21 protein-coding genes and 1 pseudogene are annotated in these 22,207 nt (G+C 63.8%); 9 read left to right on the top strand and 13 right to left on the bottom strand.

All coding sequences use genetic code 11. The features are described from left to right. Positions 1–34 precede the first annotated feature (34 nt). Positions 35–1,657 (bottom strand): ABC-F family ATP-binding cassette domain-containing protein, encoded by a 1,623-nt coding sequence (locus NKI17_RS13680; RefSeq protein ID WP_352906143.1) that lies wholly within the window; start codon positions 1,655–1,657, stop codon positions 35–37. Positions 1,658–1,818: 161 nt separating this feature from the next. Beyond that, complete coding sequence (locus tag NKI17_RS13675; RefSeq protein WP_352638114.1) at positions 1,819–2,370, bottom strand: isochorismatase family protein; 552 nt, start codon at positions 2,368–2,370, stop codon at positions 1,819–1,821. Between the two features lie 211 nt (positions 2,371–2,581). Here NKI17_RS13675 and NKI17_RS13670 point away from each other — a divergent pair, with 211 nt between their 5' ends. Further along, positions 2,582–3,133 carry a DUF4019 domain-containing protein gene (locus tag NKI17_RS13670; protein WP_352906140.1) on the top strand — a complete coding sequence of 184 codons (552 nt, stop codon included), beginning with the start codon at positions 2,582–2,584 and terminating at the stop codon, positions 3,131–3,133. Positions 3,134–3,390: 257 nt separating this feature from the next. On the opposite strand, the pseudogene NKI17_RS13665 reads toward NKI17_RS13670, so the two are convergent. The 5 genes and pseudogenes from NKI17_RS13665 to ku all read right to left on the bottom strand — a co-directional run. Beyond that, a pseudogene (locus tag NKI17_RS13665) lies at positions 3,391–3,786 on the bottom strand (LysR substrate-binding domain-containing protein); the annotation flags it as partial. 57 nt (positions 3,787–3,843) lie between these two features. Then, entirely contained in the window at positions 3,844–4,614 is a 771-nt protein-coding gene (locus NKI17_RS13660) for an exodeoxyribonuclease III (RefSeq protein WP_352906138.1), read from the bottom strand. 9 nt (positions 4,615–4,623) lie between these two features. Further along, positions 4,624–5,268 carry an alpha/beta hydrolase family protein gene (locus tag NKI17_RS13655; protein WP_352906136.1) on the bottom strand — a complete coding sequence of 215 codons (645 nt, stop codon included), beginning with the start codon at positions 5,266–5,268 and terminating at the stop codon, positions 4,624–4,626. Between the two features lie 185 nt (positions 5,269–5,453). Next, on the bottom strand, positions 5,454–6,548 hold the full coding sequence (locus tag NKI17_RS13650) for a tetratricopeptide repeat protein (RefSeq protein WP_352571359.1): 1,095 nt from the start codon (positions 6,546–6,548) through the stop codon (positions 5,454–5,456). Continuing rightward, a complete protein-coding gene (ku, locus tag NKI17_RS13645) occupies positions 6,545–7,459 on the bottom strand; it encodes a non-homologous end joining protein Ku (RefSeq protein WP_023675684.1) in 915 nt (304 codons plus the stop codon). Before ku ends, NKI17_RS13650 begins: the two co-directional genes overlap by 4 nt. Positions 7,460–7,931: 472 nt before the next feature. On the opposite strand from ku, the gene NKI17_RS13640 reads away from it, so the two are divergent. Further along, positions 7,932–9,119, top strand: coding sequence for a Fic family protein (locus NKI17_RS13640; RefSeq protein ID WP_352571360.1), 1,188 nt, complete (start codon positions 7,932–7,934; stop codon positions 9,117–9,119). Between the two features lie 8 nt (positions 9,120–9,127). Here the strand turns inward: NKI17_RS13640 and ligD are convergent, their stop codons facing one another. After that, positions 9,128–11,629 (bottom strand): DNA ligase D, encoded by a 2,502-nt coding sequence (gene ligD / locus NKI17_RS13635; RefSeq protein WP_352906135.1) that lies wholly within the window; start codon positions 11,627–11,629, stop codon positions 9,128–9,130. A gap of 155 nt (positions 11,630–11,784) precedes the next feature. Then, positions 11,785–12,009, bottom strand: a complete 225-nt coding sequence (locus tag NKI17_RS13630) for a hypothetical protein (protein ID WP_023675682.1) — start codon at positions 12,007–12,009, stop codon at positions 11,785–11,787. 184 nt (positions 12,010–12,193) lie between these two features. On the opposite strand from NKI17_RS13630, the gene NKI17_RS13625 reads away from it, so the two are divergent. The 6 genes from NKI17_RS13625 (at position 12,194) to NKI17_RS13600 (ending at position 18,379) form a co-directional block, all read left to right on the top strand. Then, positions 12,194–13,201 carry an aldo/keto reductase gene (locus NKI17_RS13625; RefSeq protein WP_352724580.1) on the top strand — a complete coding sequence of 336 codons (1,008 nt, stop codon included), beginning with the start codon at positions 12,194–12,196 and terminating at the stop codon, positions 13,199–13,201. Positions 13,202–13,428: 227 nt separating this feature from the next. After that, positions 13,429–14,379, top strand: coding sequence for a substrate-binding domain-containing protein (locus NKI17_RS13620; RefSeq protein WP_023675680.1), 951 nt, complete (start codon positions 13,429–13,431; stop codon positions 14,377–14,379). A 220-nt stretch (positions 14,380–14,599) separates the two neighbouring features. Continuing rightward, the gene (locus tag NKI17_RS13615) at positions 14,600–16,168 is read left to right on the top strand and encodes a sugar ABC transporter ATP-binding protein (RefSeq protein WP_502894493.1); all 1,569 of its coding nucleotides are present in this window, start codon (positions 14,600–14,602) and stop codon (positions 16,166–16,168) included. Next, a complete protein-coding gene (locus NKI17_RS13610) occupies positions 16,165–17,181 on the top strand; it encodes an ABC transporter permease (protein ID WP_352571364.1) in 1,017 nt (338 codons plus the stop codon). The genes NKI17_RS13615 and NKI17_RS13610 overlap by 4 nt, the downstream gene beginning before the upstream one ends. A 241-nt stretch (positions 17,182–17,422) precedes the next feature. Continuing rightward, the gene (locus tag NKI17_RS13605) at positions 17,423–17,791 is read left to right on the top strand and encodes an endonuclease domain-containing protein (protein WP_352906131.1); all 369 of its coding nucleotides are present in this window, start codon (positions 17,423–17,425) and stop codon (positions 17,789–17,791) included. Between the two features lie 90 nt (positions 17,792–17,881). Beyond that, positions 17,882–18,379: a GNAT family N-acetyltransferase gene (locus NKI17_RS13600; RefSeq protein WP_352906129.1), complete on the top strand. Its 498-nt coding sequence runs from the start codon at positions 17,882–17,884 to the stop codon at positions 18,377–18,379. A 376-nt stretch (positions 18,380–18,755) separates the two neighbouring features. Here the strand turns inward: NKI17_RS13600 and groL are convergent, their stop codons facing one another. After that, positions 18,756–20,387 carry a chaperonin GroEL gene (gene groL / locus NKI17_RS13595; RefSeq protein ID WP_352569187.1) on the bottom strand — a complete coding sequence of 544 codons (1,632 nt, stop codon included), beginning with the start codon at positions 20,385–20,387 and terminating at the stop codon, positions 18,756–18,758. A 57-nt stretch (positions 20,388–20,444) separates the two neighbouring features. Beyond that, positions 20,445–20,759 (bottom strand): co-chaperone GroES, encoded by a 315-nt coding sequence (locus tag NKI17_RS13590; RefSeq protein WP_352457303.1) that lies wholly within the window; start codon positions 20,757–20,759, stop codon positions 20,445–20,447. A 338-nt stretch (positions 20,760–21,097) separates the two neighbouring features. Between NKI17_RS13590 and NKI17_RS13585 the strand changes: the two genes are divergently transcribed. After that, a complete protein-coding gene (locus NKI17_RS13585) occupies positions 21,098–21,367 on the top strand; it encodes an usg protein (protein WP_023718102.1) in 270 nt (89 codons plus the stop codon). Positions 21,368–21,478: 111 nt separating this feature from the next. Here NKI17_RS13585 and NKI17_RS13580 read toward each other — a convergent pair whose 3' ends face one another. Continuing rightward, complete coding sequence (locus NKI17_RS13580; RefSeq protein ID WP_352569186.1) at positions 21,479–21,748, bottom strand: DUF982 domain-containing protein; 270 nt, start codon at positions 21,746–21,748, stop codon at positions 21,479–21,481. Positions 21,749–21,886: 138 nt separating this feature from the next. Beyond that, positions 21,887–22,099, bottom strand: a complete 213-nt coding sequence (locus tag NKI17_RS13575; RefSeq protein ID WP_245274651.1) for a hypothetical protein — start codon at positions 22,097–22,099, stop codon at positions 21,887–21,889. Between the last annotated feature and the right edge of the window lie 108 nt (positions 22,100–22,207).

Below are 22,207 nucleotides of genomic sequence, written 5' to 3'. Positions count from 1 at the left end.
AGCGTCTACGTGACCGTGAGCGGCAGAGCCGGCCTCAGCTCCGCAACCCCGGCGCCTCCTGCCCGGTGCGCTCGACATATTCGGTATAGCCGCCGCCATAGGTGTGGATCCCCTCGGGCGTCAGTTCCAGCACCCGGTTCGACAGCGCCGCCAGGAAATGGCGGTCGTGCGAGACGAACAGCATGGTTCCCTCGTACTGCGACAGTGCCGTGATCAGCATCTCCTTGGTGGCGATGTCGAGGTGGTTGGTCGGCTCGTCCAGCACCAGCAAATTGGGCGGATCGAACAGCATCAGCGCCATCACCAGCCGCGCCTTCTCGCCGCCCGACAGCACGCGGCATTTCTTGTCGATCTCGTCGCCGGAAAAGCCGAAGCAGCCGGCCAGCGCCCTGAGCGGCGCCTGGCCGGCCTGCGGAAATGCGTCTTCCAGCGTCTGGAACACGGTGCGCTCGCCCTCCAGCACTTCCATGGCGTGCTGGGCGAAATAGCCCATCTTGACGCTGGGCCCGCGCGCCACCGTGCCATTGTCCGGCTCGGAAGCGCCAGCGACCAGCTTCAGCAGCGTCGACTTGCCCACACCATTGACGCCCATGATGCACCAGCGCTCGCGGCGGCGCACCTGAAAATCCAATCCCTCGTAGATCGAGCGGCTGCCATAGCCCTTGTGCACGTTCTTCAGCGTCACCACGTCCTCGCCGCAGCGCGGCGCCGGCTGGAAGTCGAACGATACCTTCTGGCGGCGCTTGGGCGGCTCGACCCGGTCGATCTTGTCCAGCTTCTTCACCCGGCTCTGCACCTGGGCGGCATGCGAGGCACGTGCCTTGAAGCGCTCGATGAAGGCGATCTCCTTGGCCAGCATCGCCTGCTGGCGCTCGAACTGCGCCTGCTGCTGCCGGTCGGCAATCGCCCGCTGCTGCTGGTAGAATTCGTAGTTGCCGGAGTAGGCGGTCAGCGAACCGCCGTCGATCTCGACCACCTTGTTGACAATGCGGTTCATGAACTCGCGGTCATGCGAAGTCATCAGCAGCGCGCCGTCATAGTTCTTCAGGAACTGCTCCAGCCAGATCAGGCTTTCGAGGTCGAGATGGTTGCTCGGCTCGTCGAGCAGCATGGCATCGGGCCGCATCAGAAGGATCCTGGCCAGTGCCACGCGCATTTTCCAGCCGCCGGACAGCTTGCCGACGTCGCCGTCCATCATCTCCTGGCTGAAGCCAAGGCCGTCCAGCACCTCGCGGGCGCGCCCGTCCAGCGCGTAGCCGTCGAGCTCCTCGAAGCGGTGCTGCGCCTCGCCGTAGCGGGCGATGATCTCGTCCATCTGGTCGGCTTGGTCAGGGTCGCCCATGGCGTGCTCGAGCTCGCGCATCTCGGCCGCCACTTCGCTGACCGGCCCGGCGCCGTCCATCACTTCGGCCACCGCACTGCGGCCCTCCATGTCGCCGACATCCTGGCTGAAATAGCCGATGGTGACGCCGCGATCGACGGAGACCTGGCCCTCGTCGGGCTGCTCCTCGCCGTTGATCATGCGAAACAGCGTCGTCTTGCCGGCGCCGTTGGGGCCGACCAGCCCGACCTTCTCGCCCTTCTGCAAGGCGGCGGAGGCTTCGATGAAGACAATCTGACGGCCGTTCTGCTTGCTGATGCTTTCGAGACGAATCATGGTTTTCCGGGAAAGGCCAAAGGAGCGTTCCCGCGCCAATACGCGATAGGCCGCGCCGGCGGAAGCCCGCAGTAGTGAGGCGCCCCGCGCCAAATTGTCTGAACCCGCCAGTTGCTTCCCGGCTGGATCAGGCTTTGACGGCGTAGGGATGAGCCGGCGGATCAGCTATCGGTCAGGGCTTTTGTCGTCGCCAGTTTGACCCCGGCGGCGGCAAATGCCGCATTGTGTCGGGCGATGATCTCCGCGGCGGTCTCGCTGGCGGCGTCGAGCGTGCTGTGGGCGTCGGAAACCACGGTGACGCCCAGGCCCGCTGCAAAGGCGCCCTTCACCGTGGCCGCCACGCAGAAATCGGTCTGCGCGCCGATCAGAACGACCTCGCCGGCGCCCTGCCCGGCCACCCATTCTGCAAGGGCGGCATTGCTGAACGCATCGCCGACACGCTTGGCGAAAGTCGGCTCGTCCTCGGCCTGGCCGAGCGCCGGCCACACCGACCAGCCGGGCCCACCCGGCGCCAGAGGATCGCCCTGCGGGCCGTCATGCCTGATGAAGGCGATCTTGCGCCCGCTGCGCCGTGCCCATTCGATCAGCGCGCGGGTGCGGGCAACCATGCCGTCGGCATCATGGATCGGCGGTTCGGCGACACCGTCGAACATGCCGGTCTGAAGGTCAATCACGATGAGCGGCGCAGCGGCCGCGGGGCTGGTCCCTGACATGGTTTTTTATAGCACGAGGGCGGAGCTGATCAAGGATCAGGGCCGCGATGGCGCGCACGGGCAACCGCAAGTGGCTGGAGTTCGAGATATGTGACAATCCGCTTGCAGCAGCGCTAACATAGCGCGCCATTGGGATGTGGGTCAGTTCGAAATTCTGGCTATCGGCCGTGACCGGATTGCATTCGTGGCAAGCTCCTGCGAAGAAATTACCATGACACATGCAGCCGTAGCTTTCCTTGCGATCGTGACTTCGGTGTTGGTCGCGATCCTACCCGCACAATCGCAAGAGTGGACGCCCTCGGAGGACGCGGTTCGAGATGCAACGGAAACGGTTGGTCACTATTTCCTTTCGCTCGATAACCAAGAATATGGGCGGGCATACGAAATGAAAACTGATACCGCCAAAGCTTCGATCCCATCGAACGCCTTCGTGGAGCAAAGTAAACATTTTCATTCTCAGGCCGGCGCTGTGCGCGAGCGCCGGCTACTCAAATTCACGTGGTTGAAGGACCCGGCGAACGCTGCCTTTCCTGGCGTTTATGCCGCAGTCGACATAGCGGCGAAATTTGAAAACATCGATCGTTACTGCGGCTATATTGTTCTCTATCAGCGGCCGTCAGGTGGAAATTTTCGAGTCATGCGGGTCGAAAGCAACTTCATCGACAACGCTACCGCGAAAAGCATTGAAAAGACCCAATCGAAACTCGAATTGGATCGAGCATGGGCCGAGTTGTCGGCTAACTGTCCGAATTTTCCATCGTGAAGGTGAGGCGGTCCGTTTTTGTACCTTCCGCGACCATCGGCTTTTCGGTTTCCCTCGCTTCGATCAGCGCAACGATGTCGGTGAACTCCTACAGTTTGCCGGCCCGAGGATGATGAACGCGGGGAGAGCGCAGCTTTTGTCCTCACCCAATCCCGCCCATCACGGCATAGGTGCCGGCGGTGCGCTTGTCACTAAACCCAAGCGCGATGTTTATCTCGTCCGATCGCCCTTCGCAAAGTAGCCGGCGGCCCGGACGATCACACCTGGCCCGATGTCCCATCCTCGCCAAAAATCCCGGTCACGCAGTCGATGAACACGCGTACCCGTGGCGCCAGCTGGCGGTTCTGCGGATAGAGCGCCGACAGCGGTGTCGGCGACGGCGGGTAATCCGGCAGCACTTCGACAAGCGTGCCGCGTGCGAAATCACCGGCGAAGCGGTAGTGCGGCGCCTGCACCAGGCCGAAGCCGAGACGCGCCAGCTCCGCCATCGTGTCGGAGCCGTTGACCGTCACCCGGTTGGGCAGGCTGACATAACTCAACGCGCCGCCGACGGTGAATTCGAGCGGCATGACCTCGCCGGTCCGCGACGAGCGGAAGCCGACCATCAGATGGCCTTCGAGATCGTCGAGGGTTGCCGGCAAGCCGAGGCGTTCGCCCGCGAAGCAGCGCGACCAACCTGACGAAAGCGCCAATGACGGCCAATGTCCCCCTCACTTCAATTCCACCCAGACCGGCGCGTGGTCGCTGGCGCCGGTCTCGCCGCGCACGTCGCGGTCGATGCCCGCCGCTACCAGCCGGCGCGACAGCTTCTTGCTGAGCAAGATATGATCGAGCCGCAGGCCGGCATCGCGCGGCCAGCGGTTGCGGCGGTAGTCCCAGAATGTGTAGAGCGTCTCGTTCGGGTGCTTCTTGCGCAGCGCGTCAAGCCAGCCCTGGTCGAGCAGCCGCTGGAACGATGCGCGGCTTTCCGGCTGGACCAGCGCGTTGTCGTCATAGGAGCGGGTCGGGTAGATGTCGCGCGGCTCGGGCACGATGTTGTAGTCGCCGGCCAGTACCACCGGCAGGCCGGTGTCGAGCAACTGCGCCGCATGCGCCTCCAGCCTTTCGTGCCAGGCCAGCTTGTACTGGAATTTCGGGCCGGGCTGCGGATTGCCGTTCGGCGCGTAGAGGCAGGCGACGACGATGCCGTTGACCGCTGCCTCGATGTAGCGCGCCTGCTGGTCGCTGTCGTCGCCGGGCAGCGCCTCGCGGGTCAGAACGGGTTCTGAGCCACGCGCGAGTATGGCGACGCCGTTCCAGGTCGGCTGCCCGACCCAAACCGCGCCGTAGCCGGCGGCCGCCAGCGCAGTGCGCGGAAACTGCGTCTGCCTGGTCTTGAGCTCCTGCAGGCAGGCGATGTCGGGTTTGGCGGCGGCCAGCCATGCGAGCAGGTTCGGCAGCCGGCTGTTGATGTTGTTGACGTTGAAGGTGGCGATCTTCATCGGCCTGCTTCAGCGCACGATGCGTTCGGTCCACGCCTTCACCGCATCAGCGAGCGTCTTCAGATGATCGGCGGTGGAGAAGCCGGAGATGTTTTTGCGCGGCTTCAGATCATGGTCGCCGTCTTCCAGCCAGAAAATCTCGATTGCGTCGGACAGAGCATAGGTCGCGACCTCGTCTTTGGTCCCGAACTCGTCGCGCGTGCCTTGGAAGATCACTGTCGGCATCTTGAGATCGGCGAGGTGCTTTGTCCGAAGCTGCGTCGGTTTGCCCGGCGGATGGAAGGGATAGCCAAGGCAAAGCAGGCCCGAGATCTCGCCCTTTGAAAACATCTCGTCGGCGATCATCGAAGCGACGCGTCCGCCCATCGACTTGCCACCGATGATCAGCGGACCCTTCACGCCCTTCGCCCGGAGGTCGGCGATCGCCTTGACGTATTGCGGGTTAACCGTCTCGGCGCGCGGCGGCGGCTTGCGGTGGCCGTAGCGGCGAGCCGCCATGTAGTGGAATTCAAAGCGCGCAACGCGGAAGCCGGCCTCGGCCAGCGCTTTTGCCGTGGCTGTCAGCGAGGGGGAGTCCATAGGAGCGCCTGCGCCATGGGCGAGCAAGATGGTGATTGGGGCGGTGTCGGGGCCGTCGAAGAGGAAGGTTGTCATGGGGACTCCAACGCTGGTGACCCCTTCTCCCCTTGTGGGAGAAGGTGGCCGAGCGAAGCTCGGTCGGATGAGGGGTGTTCCAGGGAACGCCGACGCCTCATTTCTTCCAACACCCCTCAACCGTCTCGGCGCTGCGCGCCGATCCACCTTCTCCCACAACAAGGGGAGAAGGAGGCGCTACTACCTCACCCCGCCGACATCCGCGCCAGCTGCAAATCCACGAACTGTATCCCCTTGGCGGCCGTGCGCGCCCATTCGGAGTTGGGATCGAGTTCGAGGTAGCGCACCCAGCGACGCCGCGCCTCGGCGAGATTGCCGGCGTCGAACTCCAGCCTCGCAAGGTTGAATACCGCGTCGGCATAATTGGGATCGAGTGCGATCGCCTTGAGCAAATGCCGTCGCGCCGACGCCACCCGCCCCTCTTCGCTCATCAGCCCGGCGAGATTGAACCAGGCCTCGACGAAGCCGGGATCGAGCTTTATCGCGCGGGCATAGTCGTGCGCCGCCTCGGCCGCGTGGCCGGCGGCGCGCAGGCAGTTGGCGCGGTTGAAAGCGGCGATGGCATCGCTTGGGTCGATGGCCAGGCAGCGCCGGTAGAGCGCCGCCGCCTGCTCGTGGTCTTCAGCCCCTTCCGCCGCCTCGGCATCGGCGAACAGCTCTTCCAGCGTGTCGTCATCCTGCGTTCCCAGATCGAACAGCAGCTGGCCGTCGAGTTCGCTCTGGCCGCCCTCGAGATAGATCGCATCGGCCCGCCCATGCTGTGAGCCGACGGCGAGCGACTTGGCGGTGAGCGAGGCGACCGGGCCCGACCGGTGCACCGAGCGCGCAATCGCCCCCCATGAGGCGCCGCCGGCAACCAGCCCGGCATATTTGCGGGCGAGGATCAGGTCGCGAAAGGAATACGGTTCGCAATCATGCTCGAAGGCATCGAACAGCGACAAAAGGTCGAGATCCTCGCCGGTCAGCCGCGACTGGTCGATCAGCGACTGCCGCGACAGCGCCGAAGCCTCCGGCGCTTTCATCAGGCCGAGCAGGCGCAGGAAGCCGTTCTCGCTGACCAGCTTGCGCCCGGCCGCGCGCTCGGTGACGACGCGGCGCTCAATCTCGGCATCATCGGCCCTGGCGAGCAACATGCGGCCCAACACGACATGTGTGGTGCGCCGAGTGACGCCGCGCCGCAACTCGCCGTGCTGGCGCTCGACCTCGCGCGCCGCCAACCTGAGCGGAAAGGCGGCCAGCGCGCCGACGATGCCGAAGACCGTGCCGGCGAGAGCCGTCACGCCTTGCTCTTGCCGACGGCTTTGAGAAGGTTCGCCTTGAGCGGGTTTTCCTTGGCCGCGGCGGCGCCGGCCTTGGCGGATTTCGCCGCGGGCTTGGCCGTTTCATCGGCCTTGCTCTTGGACTTGGCCGGCGGCTTGGCCGATTGCGACAGGCTCGCCTTCAGCGCATCCATGAGATTGATGACATTGCCGCGCTCAGGCGCCGCCGCGATGATCGGCTTATGGCCCTTCAGCTTCTCGCGGATCATCGCCATCAGCGCGATCTCGTAGCGGTCCTCGTAATTCTTCGGATCGAAGGTGGTTTCCTTCTGCTTGATCAGCGCCTCGGCCAATTGCAGCATTTCGGGATCGGGGGTTCCGGCCGGGATATTGCCGAAATACTCAGCCGTGCCACGCACTTCGTTCGGATTCCTCAAGGTGCAGACGAACATGCCGTTCTCGCGCGCGCCGATCGTCACCACGCGCTCGCGGCTGGACAGCACCAGGCGGGCGATCGCCAGCTTGCCGGATTTGCGCATCGCTTCGCGCAGCACGGCGAAGGTCTCCTCGGCCATTGCGCCGTCCGGCGCCAGGTAATAGGGCGCGTCCTGATAGATGACGTCGACCGAATGCTCGTCGACAAAGGCCTCTATGTTCATCGTATGATTGGATTCGATGCGTACCGCATCGAGATCGGAGTCCTCGATGATGATGTACTGCTTGTCCTCGTATTCGTAGCCCTTGACCAGGTCCGAACGCTCGACCAGCCCGAGTTCGGGGTCGACCGGCTTCATGTTGATGCGGTTGTGCGTCTTGTTGTGCAGCTGGTTGAAGCTGATGCGCTCGCTGGCGCTGGTCGCCGGATAGAGCCGGACCGGACAGCTGACCAGACTGAGCTTGAGGTAACCTTTCCAACTTGCCCTGGGCGCCATGAAATACTCCTACGCGGCCTTGTGCTGTCGAACTGTTCGCAGCGTTCATTCGTCCGGAGGACGAACGGGGCTGCCGAAATCCTACATTGCCCCTTACAATACCGGCAAATCCCTAGCGAAATCTTCCTCCGCTGAGAGCCGCCTGCAGGCAAGGGATCCGTGGCGAAGAATAATTCAAATTTTCCGGAGCGTCGATGGATTGCAGATCGGACCGGCGCACCGCCGTCACCATTCTACCGGACGGCTCTGTGCAGCGGCCAAAAGATCGGCCAAACCTGTGCCTCGACCCGCTTTGATGCTGGAGTTTCAATCTGATAACGCCGTTTGCGATCGGCCATGACCGATCGCCGGCCGGCTGGCAGACAATCGGCCAAATGATCGGCCAATTTTTCTATTAATCTAGAAAAAAACTATTTATGATTATGTACTTATTAATTCTGAAGATCGGCCAAAAATTGGAGGCAGCCGTACCATGGAAGAAAGCGTACAGCGGATCGAACCGGCCCGTCTGGAGGAAGTATCCGAGGAAATCTCGGATGCCCTGGCGGAATTGTCGGCGGCGTCCGCTACGTTGGGCGGCAGCCTTCATCCCCGTACAGCTGCCAACCTCGCCGATCTCGTGCGCATCATGAATACCTATTACAGCAACCTCATAGAGGGCCATGACACGCGTCCGCGCGACATCGAGCGCGCGCTGGCAGGAAATTTCGACAAGGATGAGGAACGGCGGAACCTGCAACTTGAAGCCGCCACTCACGTCAGGCTCCAGGCCGAGATCGACCGGATGGCTGCGCGGGGCCGATTACCTGATCCGGCTTCCCGCGCCTTCATCCTGTGGCTGCATCAGGAATTCTATCGGGATGCCGAGGAACTCATGCTGCGTGTCAAGGGTGCAGGGCGCGAATTTCTCATGGTGCCCGGGGAATGGCGATCGAAACTTGAGCACGATGTTGCGGTCGGCAGGCATCAACCGCCATCCAGCGTCCGCGTCGACGATTTCATGTGCTATTTCGAAACGCGCTACGGCTTCGCAAAGCTCGGCAAGGCAGGCCGGATACTCGCCATTCCTGCTGCGCATCATCGCTTCAATTTCATCCATCCATTTCCCGACGGCAACGGGCGCGTCAGCCGCTTGATGAGCCATGCGATGGCACATGAGGCAGGTATCGCCGCTCATGGATTGTGGTCGATTTCACGTGGACTGGCGCGAGGGCTGAAGAGTCGCAAAGACTACAAGACCATGATGGATCATGCCGACATGCCGCGCCAGGGCGATCTCGACGGCAGAGGCAATCTCTCACAGCGCGCGCTAGCGGATTTCACCCTGTGGTTCCTGCGCGTCTGTGTTGACCAAGTGACCTTCATGTCCGGCCTTTTTGATCTCGCCACGCTGGCAAAGCGTCTTCGCGCCTACGCTACAAGCAGCGAGTTGAAGCCGGAAGCCAGCCGTCTGCTGGAAGAGGCGCTGATACGCGGCGAATTCGAGCGAGGCGAAATCTCGCGCATTACCGGACTGCCCGAGCGGACCGCGCGGCGGGTTTTCAATGATGTCATTTCGCTTGGGCTGCTAGAATCCGAGACGCCCAAAGGGCCGGTATCCCTGCGCTTTCCCGCCAAGGCCTTGGACACGCTGTTCCCGAGGCTGTTTCCCGAAACATGAATCAACAGTCAGCCAGCCTCAGGTCCAACCGGCGGCAAATCCCTGGCGAAATCTTCCATGTCGGCCCAGGGATCGCCTGACGTCGCCAGCAGGCCCGGCAGCGACGAATAATTCAGATCCTGCGGAGCGTCGATGGATTCCAGATCGCTCCAGCTCACCGGCGTCGAGGCCGGCAAATTGGTGCGGGCGCGCAGCGAATAGGGAGCCGCAGAAGTGTGGCCGCGCGCATTGCGGTGATAATCGATGAAGATACGCCGCTTGCGGTTATCCTTGCCCATGGTGGTGGTGAAAGTGTCGGGCGCGGTGGCGGCAAGATGCGTCGAGATGGCGCTGGTCGCCTGGTGCAATTTCTTCCAGTTCTGCTTTTGCGTCACCGGCACTGATATGTGGATGCCGTGGCCGCCGGACGTCTTGGCGAACGGCACCAGCCCTAGCGCTTCCAGCTCGCCCTTAATGTGCACCGCCGCCTCAACCACCTCGCGCCAGGCGATCCCCTCGCCCGGGTCGAGGTCGAAAACGATCAGGTCCGGCTTGTCGAGCCGCGTGCGATGGGTGCCCCAGGTGTGGAACTCGACGACACCGAACTGCGCCAGCGCCAGATAGCCCTTGGCGTCTTCCACCGAGAGATAGGATTTGGTCTCGCCCTCCGAATTGGTCGCTTCGAAAGTCGCCACAGAGGACGGCATGCCGGTGAAGGCGTGGCGCTGGAAGAAACAGTCCTGCGGCCTGCCGGTCGGGCAGCGCACCAGCGACACCGGCCGGCCGAGAATGTGCGGCAGCATGAAATCGCCGACCAGCGCGTAATAGACGGCAATGTCGAGCTTGGTCGGGCCGGTCTTGCCGAACAGCCGTCGCGTCGGGTTGGTCACCCAGATGGTGGCGAGGTCGGCCTCGGCGATCAGCCGCTTGCGCTTGGCCGAAACCGGCGTCGACAGGCCGACGTCGCGCAGGCCGCGGAACACGGCATGGCGCAGCGCATTGTCGGTGGTCCGGTTGGCGTAGTGGATATGCGCCGAAAGCAGCGGCCGCACCCAGTTCATCTCGCGCATGATTTCGCGGGGAACCCCTTCGGGCGCGGATGCCCCGGCGCGCAACGGCTCCAGCCGCGCCAGCAACTCGCCGGCGGTGGCGGCGTCGAAGCCGGTGCCGACCTTGCCGCGATAGTGCAATTCGCCATCCTCGAATTCGCCGAGGCCGAGTGCGGCCAGCCCCTCGGCCGCATCGGAGACTGTGTAGCCGGCGATAACGAAATCGCCGGTCTGAAGCGCCTTGGTCTTGGTCCAGGTCTTGGTGCGGCCGCTCTGGTAGACCGCCGTAGCACGTTTCGAGACGACGCCCTCCAGCCCCATTTCCGATGCCTGGTCATAAAGCGCCTGGCCGTCGCCCTCGGCGTGATCGCTGTACTGGATGGCGGAGTTGGCGCCGAGACCGGACAGCAGCTGCGAAAGCAGCGTCTTGCGCCGGCGGAGCGGCACTTGCCTCAGGTCCCAGCCGTCGAGATAGAGAAGGTCGAAGGCATAGAAGTGGAGCTTGTTGCCGGCGCCTTCGGCCAGCGCATCCTGCAAAAGGGCAAAGCGGCTGATGCCCTTGGCGTCGAGCGCGACGACCTCGCCGTCGATGATCGCCTCGCGGCACGGCAGCCTGGCGAAGGCAAGCGGAAGGTCGCCATAGCGCTTCGTCCAGTCGAGGCCGGCGCGGGTGATCAGCCTGACCTTCCCATCGGAAACATGCGCCATGGTGCGGTAGCCGTCGAACTTGATCTCGTGCAGCCAGGCTTCGCGCGTTCGGGCCGCTGGGTCATCGCCGCCCGGCGGCTTCGGAACCTGCGTGGTCAGCTGCGGCTCGATCCGGGAAGGCGGCGGCGCCTTGACGGCGCCCGGCAAAGCGCCGGGTTTCAGCACCACCGGCCTGGCAGGTTTGGCGGCAGGCTTCGGCGTTGCCACCAGCTCCTCGATGCGGCGTCCGGATTTGACGCTTTCCGGCCGGGCTTCCAGTATGTCGAGCTTGGCGTCGGCGGCGAGATCGCGCTCCTTGAACAGCAGCCAGTTCTTCTTGCCCTCATCGTCGCCGGGCTTGGGCTTCAGCCGCGTCAGCATCCAGCCGCCATTCAGCTTTTCGCCGGCGAGGCGGAACTTGAAGGAGCCGGTGCGCAGGCTCTTCTCGACATCGTCCATCGGCGCCCAGACGCCGGTGTCCCAGACGATCATCGGCCCGCCGCCATATTCGCCCTCGGGAATGACACCTTCGAAGTCGATATACTCGAGCGGATGGTCCTCGGTCTCGACCGCCAGCCGTTTGTCGGCGGGGTTGAGCGACGGGCCGCGCGGCACCGCCCAGCTCTTCAGCACGTCGCCGACCTGCAGGCGCAGATCGTAGTGGTCGGCGGTGGCGTGATGCTTGTGGACAACGAAACGATTGCCCTCACCGGCAACCAGACCGCCGGCTGGTTCCGGCGTCCTCGTGAACTCGCGCTTGGCGCGATAAGCCTTGAGCTTCGAAGGAGCTGGCATGGACTAGGCGCGGGTGGTGGGCAAAAGCAACGAGCGCGGCATCAAAATCCCATCGCAGCGGCGCTCCAATGTCACGGCATGGATCCCAGGGTCTCCGCGACGTCGCTTAGCTCCTGCTCCGCCCTGGGATGACGAAGGATGGCAGGTCACGCCGCTCAATCGTCGGTGGCCGGCGTCAATTCGAGTTCGGCCGGCGACAGGCCCTGCTGCAGCTGGCTGAGCCGGAATTCGTCGACCCAATAGGCCTCGCCGTCGACCAGCACGCGCGCGCTGTAGCTGCCGGCCGAAAAACGCTGCGCAGTGATGTACACCTTGTGGCGGTCGAGCGCGTTCCGCACCGCGGCGCGCTTGGATTTCTGACTGGCGACGGAACTGGCCATGCTGGTTACTCACGCACAAGCCGCAAGGCGGCGTGCCTTAAGGATGGCCGAGAGCGGCTCGGCTGTCAATTTGGCGGCCGCACTGAGCCCTCGCGCGGTGGCGCCTCCCGCTCTGTGGAAATCGAGCCGGTGCGCTATATTGCCCTGGCGGCTTGGAACGCGATGCTGATCCGGAGAGCTTCACATGACAGTGACGATGCGCAAACTCGGCAGCCAGGGGCTGCAAGTCTCGGCAATCGGTCTCGGCTGCATGGGCATGAGCCAGTCCTACGGCCCGGCCGACGAGGCGGAATCGACCGCCACGCTGCACCGCGCCATCGAACTCGGCTGCACCTTCCTCGACACCGCGGAAGTGTACGGGCCGTTCACCAACGAGGAACTGCTCGGCCGCGCGCTGAAGGGCCGGCGCGATGAGGTGACGATCGCGACGAAATTCGGCTTCCGCATTGAAAACGGCAAGCAAGTCGGCACCGAGCGCGACAGCCGGCCCGAACATATCCGCGAGGCTTTGGAAGGTTCGCTGAGGAGGCTCGCCACCGACCACGTCGACCTCCTCTATCAGCACCGCGTCGATCCGGCGGTGCCGATCGAGGATGTGGCGGGCGCTGTCGGCGAGCTGATCGCTCAGGGCAAGGTCCGCTTCTTCGGCCTCTCTGAAGCCGGCGCCGCCAATATCCGCCGGGCGCATGCCGTGCATCCGGTGTCGGCCGTGCAGAGCGAATATTCGCTGTGGGAGCGCAATCTGGAGCCGGAAATCATTACGCTGCTGAAAGAGCTCGGCATCGGCCTGGTGCCGTTCTCGCCGCTCGGCCGCGGTTTTCTCACCGGCGATGTCAGGCGCGCCGAAGACTATCCGGAGGGCGATTACCGGCGCGGCGATCCGCGCTACCAGGGCGCCAACTATGACGCCAACATGCGGGCGGCGGCCACGGTACTCGACATCGCCGCGGCGAAGCCCGTCAAGCCAGGTCAGATCGCGCTGGCCTGGCTGCTCCACAAGGGGAGCGACTTCGGCATCGACATCGTCCCGATCCCCGGCACCAAGCGCAGAAAATACCTCGAGGAGAACGTCGCCGCGGCTTCGATCAGGCTCGACCCAGCCGAGATGCAAGTGCTCGACGACGCGCTGGCGCCGGGAAAGGTCGCCGGGCCGCGCTACGGCGAGCGCACCATGGTGATGATCGATCGGTAGGTCTTGCCTGCCCCCGTTCTTGCGCAAAGCTCCGGCCTTGGCTAGCATCCGCCGGCAGGCACCGAGCGGAGGAGAACGTCGCGGTGGACCGGCTGGAGCGCCGTGCGTCCCTTCAAAGCGAGTTGGGCGCTCAAAGGACACTCCATTTTTGAATCGACGCAAGGAACCTTCCGGAAAACCCATTCCGGTTTCGGGGTCATGCGCTCATCTGGGAGGAGACTAAATTGATCAACAGACGTGAATTCCTGCTGTCGTCGGCGGCGATGGGCGCCTTGGCGCTAGCCGCTCCGCGACTGGCTTTTGCGCAGGACAAGCTGACCATCCTTGGTTCGGTGCCGAGCCTCGGCTTTCCATTCTTCGTGCACATGCTGAACCAGATCAAAGCTGAGGCCCAGGCGCAAGGCGTCAACCTGGTCGAGAGCGACGGCCAGAATTCGGCGCCCAAGCAGACCGCCGATATCGAAGCGGCACTGGTGCAGAAGGTCAACGCCATCGTCATCTCGCCGCTCGACGTCAACGCGCTGGCCCCAGCCATCGAGGAAGCGGTCAAGGCCGGCGTTCCCGTCGTCACCATCGACCGCCGCGTCGAAGGCGTCGAAGGCATCCTCGCCCATGTCGGCGCCGACAATGTCAAGGGCGGCGAGGCCGAAGCACAGGCCATGGTGGCGGCGTTCCCGAACGGCGCCAAGATCTTCCATCTGCAGGGTCAGCCCGGCGCCGGCCCGGCGATCGACCGTAACAAGGGTGTGCACAACGTCCTCGATCCCATGAAGGACAAGTACCAGATCATCTTCGAGCAGACCGCCAACTTCGCCCGCGCCGAGGCGCTGTCCGTCACCGAGGCCGGCCTTGCCGCCAACGGCAAGCCCGACGCGATCATCTGCGCCAACGACGACATGGCGCTTGGCGCGGTTGAAGCCTGCGCGGCGCGCAACTTCACCGACGTCAAAATCTATGGCTTCGACGCGCTTCCCGAAGCGCTGGTCGCCGTGCGCGACGGCAAACTGGCCGGCACGGTCGAGCAATTCCCCGGCGAACAATCGCGCACCGCCGTGCAGATCGCGGTCGCTTACGCCAGGGACAAGACCGAGCCAAAGGAAAAGCTGGTGCTTTTGACGCCGATCGTCATCGGCAAGGACAATCTCGACAAGGCGGAGAGGCTGGGCGAGACGAAGTAGGCGAAGCCGACGGGACAGCCCCCCTCTGGCCTGCCGGCCATCTCCCCCTCAAGGGGGGAGATTGGATGTCACGTCGGCTTTCGCTAGTTTTCGATCTTGCAGAAGAGGCGAAGCCAATGAAGCTGCCAATCTCCCCACTTGAGGGGAGATGGCCGGCAGGCCAGAGGGGGGCGCTGCCCCGCCAGCCTTGCGTGACAACCGAATGATCGAGGAGCAAACTTTGCCCAAGGCAGCCGCCATCGCGCCCTCTCCCGCCCTGCTCACCGTCGAGGGCGTGACCAAGCGCTTTGCCGGCGTCACCGCGCTGAACGACGTTTCGCTCGAAGTCCGCCCCGGCGAGATACTCGGCCTGCTCGGCGAGAACGGCGCCGGCAAATCGACGCTGCTCAAGATCCTGTCCGGCGTGATGCCGCCGTCCAGTGGTCGCATCGTCTTCGACGGTGTCGAATTCAATCCGCACAATCCGCAGGATGCCAAGCGCCACGGCATCGTCACCATCTACCAGGAACTGAGCCTGATCCCCACGCTGACCGTGGCGGAGAATATTTTCATCGGCCGCGCGCCGCTCGGCCGGTTCGGGCTGGTGAGTTGGCGGCGAATGGAGCAAGATTCGCGCGCGATCATCGCCCGCGTCGGTCTCGACCTCGACCCGGCGACGCCGGTTTCCGCATTGTCGGTGGCCGAGCAGCAGCTGGTCGAGATCGCCCGCGCGCTATCGCTGAAGAGCCGCTTGATCATCATGGACGAGCCGACCTCGGCGCTGACCGAAACCGAAGTGCACAGGCTGATGTCGATCATGGACCGGCTGCGCAAGGATGGCGTCGCCATCATGTTCGTCACCCACCGGCTAGAGGAGGCATCGGCGATCTGCGACCGCATGACGGTGCTGCGCGACGGCAGGCTGGCCGGCCATCTCGACCGCGAAGGCGGGCCGATCAGGTTGCCGAAGATCATCGAGAAGATGGTCGGCCGTGCCGCTTCCGAGCTCTATGCCAGGCCGACGCAGCGCGATGTCGCCGGCGACGTCCGGCTCTCGGTGCGCGGCCTGCGCACGGTGCGCGATCCGCAGGCGCCGCACGCCATCGTGCTCGAAGGCGTCGATCTCGACCTCAAGGCGGGCGAAATCCTCGGCGTCGCCGGGCTCGTCGGCTCCGGCCGCACCGAGCTCGCCCGCGCCCTCTTCGGCGCCGACCGCATTGCAGCCGGCACCATCATGCTCGACGGCAAGCCGATCGCGCCCGCCTCACCCGCCGACGCCATCGAGCTCGGCATCGGGCTGGTTCCGGAAGACCGCAAGCACCAGGCAATCTTCGCAGCACTCGCCATCCTCACCAATTTCTCGATCGCCGCGCTCGACCGCTACTCCAATGTCGGCTTCATGGCCGAGCGGCGAGAGCGCGAGGCGTTGGCGAACTACAGGAAGACGCTGTCGATCCGCATGGCCTCGCCCGAGCAGGCGATCGAGGGACTGTCCGGTGGCAACCAGCAGAAGGTCATCCTTGCCCGCTGGCTGGCACGCGATCCCAAGGTGCTGATCGTCGATGAACCGACGCGTGGTGTCGATGTCGGCGCCAAGGCGGAGGTGCACCAGATCCTGGTAGAGCTCGCGGCACGCGGCATCGCCATCATGATGATCTCGTCCGAGCTGCCCGAAGTGCTTGCGGTGTCGGACAGGATCGTCACCATGCGGCGCGGGCGCATTACCGGCGAGATGCCCGGCATCGAGGCGACCGAGGAGAAACTGATGGAACTGATGGCGCTCGACCAGAAGCAGGAAGCAACGCAATGACCAGCACGACCGAACGAAGCCAGCGCGGCGGCGTCAATCTTGCGCGCCTGCTGATGAGCTTCGGCCCGCTGATGTTCCTGGCGTTGCTGATTGTCGTCTTCACCGTGCTGAAGCCGAGCTTCATCGACCCGATCAACCTGTTCAACATCATGCGCCAGATCTCGATCACCGGGCTGATCGCGCTCGGCATGACCTTCGTCATCCTGACGGCCGGTATCGATCTGTCGGTCGGCTCGCTGCTCGCCTTCTGCGGCATGGTCGCGGCGGTGGTGGCCAAAGGCGGCACCGCCAACACGCTGTCGCTGTCGACGTCTGGCACGCAAGGCTACGGCTGGTTCGCCGCCCTTCTCGCCGCCGTCGTCGTCGGCGCCATGGCCGGCGGCGTCCAGGGTTTTGCCATCACCAGGCTGAAAGTGCCGCCCTTCGTCGTCACGCTCGGCGGCCTCACCGTGTTTCGCGGCCTGACCTTGACGATTTCCAATGGCGGCCCGATCTCCGGCTTCGACGCCTCGATGCGCTGGTTCGGTACCGGCCTGATCGGCCCGGTGCCGGTGCCGGCGATCATCTTCGCGATTGCCGCGATCCTTTGCCATATCGTGCTGCGCTACACACGTTACGGCCGCGCGGTCTATGCCGTCGGCGGCAATGCCGAGGCGGCACGGCTCTCCGGCCTGCGTGTCGACCGCATCCTGATCTCGGTCTACATCATCGTCGGCTTCTTCGCCGGCCTTGCCGCCTTCGTTTTGTCGGCGCGGCTCAACTCCTCCGAAGCCGTCGCCGGCATCGGCTACGAGCTGACGGTGATCTCGGCGGTCGTCATCGGCGGCACCTCGCTGTTCGGCGGCATCGGCAGCGTCGGCGGCACGGTGGTCGGTGCAGGGCTGATCGGCGTGCTGCAGAACGGGCTGCAGTTCAACAACGTCTCGTCCTACACGCAAAGCATCGTCATCGGCCTGATCCTCATCCTCGCGGTGGCCTTCGATCGCTGGCTGAAATCGCGGGTGAGGCGGTGATACAGGTGCCATACCTATCCAGGTCGGCGGGCCAGCACCCCCCTCTGTCCTGCCGGACATCTCCCCCTCAAGGGGGGAGATTGGACGTCGCTCTAGCTTTCGCCAATCTCTAAAGAAGGGAGAACTTTCGGCGAAGCTGCCAATCTCCCCCCTTGAGGGGGAGATGTCCGGCAGGACAGAGGGAGGTGTTCAAGCGCAGCATAGAGAAGATGGGCAAGTTTCGCGCTGAGGAATAGAAGTAGTGAATCACTATCCCGTACCTCCCCGTAGCCGCGGCAATGCGCGCAAGATGCGCAAGGCCATGACGGATGCCGAGCTGAAGCTCTGGAATGAGGTCAGGGCGCATCGACTCATGGGGCTGGCATTTCGGCGGCAGATGCCAATTGCAGGCCATATTGTCGATTTTGCCCGCCCGGACAAAAAGCTGATTGTCGAACTGGATGGCTCCCAGCATGCCCGGGCCGATGCCTCAATATGGGACGCTACCAGAAGCGCACGGCTTGAAGCGCTGGGCTGGACTATCCTGCGGTTCTGGAACGACGACGTCATTCGCGATATCGATAATGTCTGCCAGCACATAGTCATGGTAGCCGGCGCGGATGTGCGCTGAACTCAGCCGTGCAGGGTCGGCGGGACAGCACCTCTCTGTCTTGCCGGACATCTCCGCTCAAAAGGGGCAGGTTTCTGAGGCGAGGTGCCAATGACCCAGATAAGAACCATGACCGAACAGGACGTTCCGGCGGTGTCGCGGCTGCTTGGAGGGTCCTGGCGACACACCTATTCGCCGATCCTGGGTGCCGAGACCACGGCACGGCTGTCGGATGAGAGGCACGCGCCGGAGCGGCTGGCGGCCGAGCTCAGGGACGACAGCAAGATGTCCTTCGTCGCCGAGCGGGCTGACGGCTCGCTCGCCGGTTATGCGATGGCCGCGATGGACGACAAAGGCGAGGTCATGCTCGAGCGGCTCCATATAGACAAAAGCGAGTACGGCACCGGCCTTGCCGCCGACCTGCTGCATGCCGTTCTTGCCGCGCATGCGGGTATTCCCAGCATCGCCCTGGAAGTGATCGAGGGCAACGACCGCGCAATCGCCTTCTATCGCAAGCACGGCTTCGAGGTCGTCGAGCGCCGGCCGGCTGCACACGGCGTGGGCGGCCACGCCTCGCTGATCATGCGCCGGCTGCTACCACGGGCTTAGCAAGCGAAAGCGGCTGAGCGCGTAATCTCCCCCCTTGAGGGGGAGATGTCCGGCAGGACAGAGGGGGGCGCCTCGCGTGAAGCGCCAACCTTCTCTTTCGTCCCACAGGGCGTCGCGCCAGGACGTACCGACCCTCTCTGTCGCCTTCGGCGACATCTCTCCCTCAAGGGGGAGATTGGCGACTTCTCCGACCGCTCAGACCGGCGTTGACGCGCTGTGCGCGCGTTGCCCAGTCGGCAACCGTCGCGCCAGCAACGCTCTCGCCGGCAACCATCCCGCTCGTCTGCGGCGCAAGCAGGTCGTTGCGGCGGGCGAGGGCGACGAAGGCGGACACGGTCCATCTGCCGTTTCGAAGTCGCGCTTTGGAAGCCTAGCCTTAGAAGTCCATGCCGCCACCGCCGGGCATCGGAGGCATGGGCGTTTCCTTCTTCGGCTTCTCGGCCACCATCGCCTCGGTCGTCACCAGCAGGCCGGCAACAGAGGCGGCACCCTGCAGGGCAGTGCGTACGACCTTGGCCGGGTCGATGACGCCTTGACTGTAGAGGTCGCCGAACTCGTTGGTCTGCGCGTTCCAGCCATAGCCGAAATCGGCCGTCTCGCGCAGCTTGCCGACGATGATCGAACCTTCGGCGCCGGCATTTTCGGCGATCTGGCGCACCGGGGCCTCGATCGCGCGACGCACGATCTCGACGCCGGTCTTCTGGTCCGGATTGTCGACCTCGATATTGTCGAGCGCCTTCGCCGCCCTCAGCAGCGCCACGCCACCGCCGGGCAGGATACCTTCCTCGACCGCCGCGCGTGTGGCGTGCATTGCATCGTCGACGCGATCCTTGCGCTCCTTGACCTCGATTTCGGTCGAGCCGCCGACACGGATGACGGCGACACCGCCTGCGAGCTTGGCCAACCGCTCCTGCAGCTTCTCGCGGTCGTAGTCGGAGGTGGTTTCCTCGACCTGCGCCTTGATCTGGCTGACGCGCGCCTGGATTTCATCCTTGCGGCCGGCGCCGTCGACGATGGTGGTGTTTTCCTTCTCGATCAGCACCTTCTTGGCGCGGCCGAGCATCTCCAGTGTGACGTTCTCGAGCTTGATGCCGAGGTCTTCCGAGATCGCCGTGCCGCCGGTCAGGATGGCAATGTCTTCGAGCATGGCCTTGCGGCGGTCACCAAAACCCGGCGCCTTGACAGCTGCAACCTTCAGGCCACCGCGCAGCTTGTTGACGACAAGCGTCGCCAGCGCCTCGCCTTCGACGTCCTCGGCAATGATCAGCAGCGGCTTGCCGGATTGCACGGCGGCTTCGAGCACGGGAAGCATGGCCTGGAGGTTGGAGAGCTTCTTCTCGTGGATCAGCACATAGGGTTCTTCGAGTTCGACGCGCATCTTGTCCTGGTTGGTGATGAAATAAGGCGAGAGATAGCCACGGTCGAACTGCATGCCTTCGACCACTTCCAACTCGGTCTCGGCGGTCTTGGCTTCTTCGACAGTGATGACGCCCTCATTGCCAACCCTTTCCATCGCCTCGGCGAGGAAGCGGCCGATCTCGGCATCGCCATTGGCAGAGACGGCGCCGACCTGGGCGATTTCGTCGTTCCTGGTCACCTTGCGGGCATTGGATTTCAGGTCGGCGACGACGGCGTCGACCGCCTTGTCGATGCCGCGTTTCAGGTCCATCGGGTTCATGCCGGCAGCGACGGCCTTGGCCCCTTCCCTGACGATGGCCTGAGCAAGAATCGTCGCGGTCGTGGTGCCGTCGCCGGCGGTATCGCTGGTCTTCGAGGCGACCTCGCGCACCATCTGCGCGCCCATGTTCTCGAACTTGTCCTCAAGCTCGATCTCTTTCGCCACCGTCACGCCGTCCTTGGTGATGCGCGGCGCGCCGAACGATTTGTCCAAGACAACGTTGCGGCCCTTGGGACCGAGCGTCACCTTCACCGCATTGGCAAGGATATCGACGCCGCGCAACATCTTCTCGCGGGCTTCGGTATGAAATTTCACATCTTTGGCAGCCATTGGAACACTCCTCGATAGGCAGCTTTTCGTTGACTGGAATGCTTGTTCAGGCCCCGCTCAGGCAGCCTTCTTCATTTCGCCCGTGGCTTCGATCACGCCCAGCACGTCGCTCTCTTTCATGATGAGCAGATCCTCGCCATTGAGTTTGATCTCGGTGCCGGACCATTTGCCGAACAAAATGCGGTCGCCGACCTTGACGTCGAGCGGCTGCAACTGGCCGCTGTCGTCGCGCGCGCCGGGGCCGGCGGCAATGACCTCGCCCTCCTGCGGCTTCTCCTTGGCGGTGTCGGGGATGATGATGCCGCCCGCTGTCTTTTCGTCGACCTCGATGCGGCGGACTAGGATGCGGTCATGCAATGGACGGAACGCCATGTCGTTCTCCTCTCGGGACAAACAGATTTTCGAACATCCTCCTGACCGGACCGGCAATATCGGCCCGGCACGGGGTGCGCGACCCCTTCATCAGGCATCGCGCGCATACGAACTAGTCGCGCTTTTTTCAGCTTTCAAGAGGATAATGCAAAAATTTTAGCACTCGACGCCTGAGAGTGCCAATACGCTGTAATTGTTCGCACATTCGCCGTTTCCGGCGCGATGACCCGGCCGGATTTCCAAATCTGTCCGTCTCCTGAGCCGCTTGCGGCGGCTGGAACCTATGTGGAAGGCGAGGCGTTTTGCAGACCGAGGTTCATTGGGAAAGGAAGGATTGCATGACCAGCAGGGACTTTCAGCTCCAGATGCAAGGGTTTGGCCTCACCACGGCGGAGATCCACTACCGTCTGCCCGACCATCGAAGCCTGCTTCAGCTCTATATCTGGCAGGAATACGATATCGCCCCTGATTTCCCGACGCTGAAGCATTTCCTCGATTTCTGGGAGCGCGAGATCGAAGGCCCGCTGCATTCGGTGCGCGTCGCCCATCATCACCTGATCCAGCCCTCCGAATGGCGGGCCGTAAACGGCATTATTACCGTCCACTGAGGAGCAACCCGATCAGCCGCTAGACAGCGGACAAAGTCTCCGAAGCGGGGGAGAGAGGTAGCTAACTCTCCCCCACTTGTTTTGGGTCTCACAATGTCGGAGGGGTCCGGGCTAGCCGGCGTGGTCGACAGGCTTGCGGGCCGATGCGAGCAATCCAGCCTTGCGCGCCGCCCTGACGAAGGCCTTGCGCGCATCACGCGCGGTGCGCCAGCCGTCGAGCGCGTCGCGGCAGGTCCGATAGGCGGCGCGCCAACTCCGGCCGCGTGCACGGTCCGGCCACTGCTGGCGCATGCATTCGATAGCTTCCCAACTGCTGGCGACCTTGCGCTCGCTGGATTGGAATTTCAACGTGATTGGCTCGGCAAAGCGGACGTCGTCCATCACTTCCTCCTTGTTTTCTGATCGTCTTCTTGTTTGAGCAAGCAACGTTATGCTGGCAGGCACCGGCGGCCGGCCGGCGCCGCTGAAGGACATGGTTCGTCTCTCTGCGCGGTTCAAGAGCATCGCGGCAACAGCCGGTTATTCCTCCTCGTCGGGCCCTTGCAGCAGTTCGATCAGCGTCGCTACTCTTGCCGTCGGCAGCGGTCGGCCCTCGTTCACCAACGCCTCGTCGGCGGCGATCCAGGCCAGGGCCTCGCGCAATTCCTGGACCGTCCCGTCCGTCGCCGCAATGTCGGCGATCACGGCTTCGTCGACCGGGCCCAGCACAGAAATGATCTCGTCGCGTGTCATGGTCAGCTCCATCTGCGAGTGCCGGGAACGGGCCCGGCAACACAAGAAATCTGGGTCTTGACCTGCTGCAGACAATAACCGGCCGGGGAAGTCAGCGTTGGCGATTGA

The sequence above is a fragment of the Mesorhizobium sp. M0816 genome (assembly GCF_040320005.1).
Taxonomy (GTDB): domain Bacteria; phylum Pseudomonadota; class Alphaproteobacteria; order Rhizobiales; family Rhizobiaceae; genus Mesorhizobium.
Note: the sequence above shows the minus strand (reverse complement) of the source record. Positions and strands in the feature narration are given on the sequence as shown.

What these genes read in the sequence shown, in the direction of transcription:
- NKI17_RS13680 (WP_352906143.1), bottom strand. Translation starts at nt 1,657, where the DNA reads ATGATTCGTCTCGAAAGCATCAGCAAGCAGAACGGCCGTCAGATTGTC.
- NKI17_RS13675 (WP_352638114.1), bottom strand. Translation starts at nt 2,370, where the DNA reads ATGTCAGGGACCAGCCCCGCGGCCGCTGCGCCGCTCATCGTGATTGAC.
- NKI17_RS13670 (WP_352906140.1), top strand. Translation starts at nt 2,582, where the DNA reads ATGACACATGCAGCCGTAGCTTTCCTTGCGATCGTGACTTCGGTGTTG.
- NKI17_RS13660 (WP_352906138.1), bottom strand. Translation starts at nt 4,614, where the DNA reads ATGAAGATCGCCACCTTCAACGTCAACAACATCAACAGCCGGCTGCCG.
- NKI17_RS13655 (WP_352906136.1), bottom strand. Translation starts at nt 5,268, where the DNA reads ATGACAACCTTCCTCTTCGACGGCCCCGACACCGCCCCAATCACCATC.
- ku (WP_023675684.1), bottom strand. Translation starts at nt 7,459, where the DNA reads ATGGCGCCCAGGGCAAGTTGGAAAGGTTACCTCAAGCTCAGTCTGGTC.
- NKI17_RS13640 (WP_352571360.1), top strand. Translation starts at nt 7,932, where the DNA reads ATGGAAGAAAGCGTACAGCGGATCGAACCGGCCCGTCTGGAGGAAGTA.
- ligD (WP_352906135.1), bottom strand. Translation starts at nt 11,629, where the DNA reads ATGCCAGCTCCTTCGAAGCTCAAGGCTTATCGCGCCAAGCGCGAGTTC.
- NKI17_RS13630 (WP_023675682.1), bottom strand. Translation starts at nt 12,009, where the DNA reads ATGGCCAGTTCCGTCGCCAGTCAGAAATCCAAGCGCGCCGCGGTGCGG.
- NKI17_RS13625 (WP_352724580.1), top strand. Translation starts at nt 12,194, where the DNA reads ATGACAGTGACGATGCGCAAACTCGGCAGCCAGGGGCTGCAAGTCTCG.
- NKI17_RS13610 (WP_352571364.1), top strand. Translation starts at nt 16,165, where the DNA reads ATGACCAGCACGACCGAACGAAGCCAGCGCGGCGGCGTCAATCTTGCG.
- NKI17_RS13600 (WP_352906129.1), top strand. Translation starts at nt 17,882, where the DNA reads ATGACCCAGATAAGAACCATGACCGAACAGGACGTTCCGGCGGTGTCG.
- groL (WP_352569187.1), bottom strand. Translation starts at nt 20,387, where the DNA reads ATGGCTGCCAAAGATGTGAAATTTCATACCGAAGCCCGCGAGAAGATG.
- NKI17_RS13590 (WP_352457303.1), bottom strand. Translation starts at nt 20,759, where the DNA reads ATGGCGTTCCGTCCATTGCATGACCGCATCCTAGTCCGCCGCATCGAG.
- NKI17_RS13585 (WP_023718102.1), top strand. Translation starts at nt 21,098, where the DNA reads ATGACCAGCAGGGACTTTCAGCTCCAGATGCAAGGGTTTGGCCTCACC.
- NKI17_RS13580 (WP_352569186.1), bottom strand. Translation starts at nt 21,748, where the DNA reads ATGGACGACGTCCGCTTTGCCGAGCCAATCACGTTGAAATTCCAATCC.
- NKI17_RS13575 (WP_245274651.1), bottom strand. Translation starts at nt 22,099, where the DNA reads ATGACACGCGACGAGATCATTTCTGTGCTGGGCCCGGTCGACGAAGCC.